At 72.7% G+C, this 3,492-nt stretch carries 4 protein-coding genes; 2 read left to right on the top strand and 2 right to left on the bottom strand.

Going from position 1 to position 3,492, the window contains the following annotated elements:
• Both QWZ14_RS29405 and QWZ14_RS29400 read right to left on the bottom strand, forming a co-directional pair.
• On the bottom strand, positions 1–757 hold a 757-nt coding region (locus QWZ14_RS29405; RefSeq protein WP_456307278.1), incomplete at its 3' end, for a hypothetical protein.
• A gap of 232 nt (positions 758–989) precedes the next feature.
• The gene (locus QWZ14_RS29400) at positions 990–1,748 is read right to left on the bottom strand and encodes a class I SAM-dependent methyltransferase (protein WP_290320624.1); all 759 of its coding nucleotides are present in this window, start codon (positions 1,746–1,748) and stop codon (positions 990–992) included.
• A 40-nt stretch (positions 1,749–1,788) separates the two neighbouring features.
• On the opposite strand from QWZ14_RS29400, the gene mutM reads away from it, so the two are divergent.
• Both mutM and QWZ14_RS29390 read left to right on the top strand, forming a co-directional pair.
• A complete protein-coding gene (gene mutM / locus QWZ14_RS29395) occupies positions 1,789–2,646 on the top strand; it encodes a bifunctional DNA-formamidopyrimidine glycosylase/DNA-(apurinic or apyrimidinic site) lyase (protein WP_290320622.1) in 858 nt (285 codons plus the stop codon).
• 31 nt (positions 2,647–2,677) lie between these two features.
• Positions 2,678–3,457, top strand: coding sequence for an enoyl-CoA hydratase (locus QWZ14_RS29390; protein WP_290320621.1), 780 nt, complete (start codon positions 2,678–2,680; stop codon positions 3,455–3,457).
• Positions 3,458–3,492 lie beyond the last annotated feature (35 nt).

The raw sequence follows: 3,492 nt of genomic DNA, 5'->3' as shown, positions 1-3,492 counted from the left end.
GCGGCGTGGGCGCCGGCACGGGCACCGGGGTCGCCGGGGCGGCCAGCACCGGCGGCGGCGGCGCCGGCTGGCAGGTGGTCGGCTCCGGCGGGGCCTCGGCGCCGGCCAGGACCGGGGCCTCGGCGGCCGGCTGGTGGTTGAGCCCGAGCAGCAGCCCGACCAGCACGGCGGCGGTCGTCAGCCCGGCCATCGGCCAGACCCAGCCCCGCCAGGCGGCGGCCGGGCGGCGGGATCGGGCGGTGCGGGGCGGCAGGTTGGCGGCTTCCACCCCGGGCCGGGCCAGGCGGATCGGCGCCCGGCTCATCAGCGCCCGCTGCACCACCGAGATCCAGCCGTCGCCCCCGGCCAGATCCAGCGGCGGCAGGGCGGCGAAGGCGGCGGCCAGGCGGCGCTGGAAGTTCAGCGGGTCGCCCGGCAGGATCGAGAGGGTGACCACCGGCAGGTGGCCGGGGAAGATCGCGACGAAGCGGGCGGCATCCAGGCGCATGCGCAGCGCGGTCTCGGCCGCCGCGCTCTGGGACTCCGGCACGCCGAGCAGGGCGACGCCGAATTCCGGGTGCAGCATGACCAGCGGCACCACGATGGTCGGGGCATCGGCATTCTGCAGCATGCAGTCGGACAGCCCGATCCAGCCCTCGGGCAGGACGAGCTCGGGCAGGTCTTCCTCCGGCGGCGGCGGCGGCGGCGGTGAGACCACGGGCTGCCGCAGGTGGAGTGGCGTGGCTAGGCGCCAGGACGCCTCCGGTTGTTGGCTCATGGGTTGCGCTGGCCCCTTGCTGCTCGCCTCCGCCGCGAATAACTACGGCGAAGCCCCCGTTCAGGCCACCCTATACTATGAACGGAGTTGCGATGCAGCACGGCTAGCCCGGTTCCTGAATGTGAAGATGGGAAAGCACCGGATACAGCCGTCTTGTCCACTGCGGTCTGTACCGGAACTCGCCTTATCCTATTGCGGCCCTGCCGTTTCTGCACCGCTACTATGCATGGCACTACAGGCGCCAGCCGGTATGGATGGCGACGATGCCCCCGGCCAGGCTGCGATGGGCGACCCGCTCCAGCCCGGCGGCCCGCATCATGGCCGCCAGCGCCTCCTGGTCGGGGAACATGCGGATGCTCTCGGCCAGGTACTGGTAGCTCTCGGCATCCTGGGCGACCCGGGCGCCGAGCCGCGGCAGCACCTTGAAGGACCAGGCATCATACAGCGGCGCCAGGGCGGCGACCTCGACCCGGCTGAATTCGAGGCAGTGGAAGCGGCCGCCGGGGCGCAGCACGCGGCGGGCCTCGCGCAGCACCGCCGGCTTGTCGGTGCAGTTGCGCAGGCCGAAGGCGATCGAGATCTTCTCCACGCTGCGGTCGGGCAGCGGGACGTGCTCGGCATCGGCGCAGACGAAGGTGAGGCCGGCGGCCAGGCCGCGCTCGAGCGCCCGGCCCTGGGCCACCTGCAGCATGGAGGGGTTGATGTCGGACAGGATCACCCGCCCGGCGCCCGACTCGAGCGCCCGGAAGGCGATGTCGCCGGTGCCGCCGGCCAGGTCCAGCAGCGCCTCCCGCGGGGAGGCCGCGATGGCGGCGACGAAGGCCGACTTCCAGGCCCGGTGCAGGCCGAGCGACATGAGGTCGTTCATCAGGTCGTAGCGCGGCGCCACGCTGTCGAAGACCTCCCGCACCAGGCTGGCCTTGGCGGCCCTGGGCACGGCGCGGTAGCCGAAGTCGATGGTTTCGGGCGATGGGCTGTCAGGATCGGTCATGGTCGGGCACCATAGGCTCCGCGGGGGTGACGCGGAACCTATGCCTGAACTGCCGGAAGTCGAGACTGTCATGCGTGGCCTGGCCACGGTGCTGCAGGGGCGGGTGATCCGCGCCGCCGCCATCAGCCGGCCGGACCTGCGCTGGCCCTTCCCCGACGGGCTGGCCGCCCGGCTGGTGGGCGCCCGGGTGGAGGGCTTCCGCCGCCGGGCCAAATACATGCTCATGCGGCTCTCGGGCGGGGAGTCCGTGCTGATCCACCTCGGCATGTCCGGCCGCATGGTGGCCCGGCCGGCGGCCGACCTGCCGAATGCGCCGATCGCCCACGAGCACCTCTCGCTCGAGACCGAGGAGGGCATCCGGGTCGGCTTCGTCGACCCCCGCCGCTTCGGCAGCGTCGACCTGGTGCCGACCGCGGCCGAGGAAGGCCACCGGCTGCTGGCGGGCCTCGGGCCGGAGCCGCTGGACGCCGCCTTCACCCCGGCGGTGCTGGCGGCGGCGCTGGCGGGCAAGGCGACGCCGATCAAGGCGGCGCTGCTGGACCAGAAGGTGGTGGCCGGGCTCGGCAACATCTATGTCAGCGAGGCGCTGTTCCGCGCCCGGATCTCGCCGAAGCGGCTGGCCGGCAGCGTCGGCGGGGCGCGGGCGGCGCGGCTGGTGCCGGCGATCCGGGCGGTGCTGGAGGAGAGCATCGCCGCCGGCGGCTCGTCGCTCAGGGACTACGTCCAGGCGGATGGCGGGATCGGCTTCTTCCAGGAGCGATTCCGGGTCTACGACCGGGCCGGCCTGCCCTGCGAGGCCTGCCCCGGCCCGGATGCCGGTCCCTTGGCCTGCGCCGGCATCCAGCGCTTCGTCCAGGCCGGGCGGGCGACCTTCCATTGCCCGCGGCTGCAACGCTGATATCCTCCGCCGCAAGACGGAGGACGAGCGCATGGCCGAAGAGACGATGATCCTGACGGAGCGGCAGGGCCGGGTGGCGGTGATCCGCCTCAACCGCCCGAAGGCGCTGAATGCGCTCTGTGACCAGCTGATGGAGGAGCTCGGCCAGGCGCTGCGCGGCTTCGACGCCGACCCGGAGGTGGCCGCCATCGTGCTGACCGGCAGCGACCGCGCCTTCGCCGCCGGCGCCGACATCAAGGAGATGCAGTCGCGCAGCTTCCCCGCGGTCTACCTCGACGATTTCATCGGCAAGCGCTGGGAAGCGGTGACCTACGTGCAGAAGCCGGTGATCGCGGCGGTGGCGGGCTTCGCGCTCGGCGGCGGCTGCGAGCTGGCCATGATGTGCGACCTCATCATCGCCGCCGACAACGCGAAATTCGGCCAGCCGGAAATCAACCTGGGCGTGATTCCCGGTGCCGGCGGCACCCAGCGCCTGACCCGGGCCGTGGGCAAGGCCAAGGCGATGGACCTGGTGCTGACCGGGCGGATGATGGATGCCGCCGAGGCCGAGCGCGCCGGCCTCGTCGCCCGCATCGTGCCGCTGGCCGAGGTGGTGGCCGAGGCGGTGAAGCTCGGCGAGAAGCTCGGCACCCTCTCGGCGCCGGCCCTGGCCATGGCCAAGGAGGCGGTGAACCGCGCCTTCGAGACGACCCTGGCCGAGGGCGTGAAATTCGAGCGCCGGGCCTTCCAGTCGCTGTTCTCGACCGAGGACCAGAAGGAAGGCATGGCGGCCTTCGCCGAGAAGCGGCCGGCGGTCTTCCGCAACCGCTAGGGTCTGTGACCGGACTCAGCGATGCGCAAGTTGAT

The organism is Paeniroseomonas aquatica (genome assembly GCF_030409335.1).
Taxonomy (GTDB): Bacteria; Pseudomonadota; Alphaproteobacteria; order Acetobacterales; family Acetobacteraceae; genus Belnapia; species Belnapia aquatica.
Note: the sequence above shows the minus strand (reverse complement) of the source record. Positions and strands in the feature narration are given on the sequence as shown.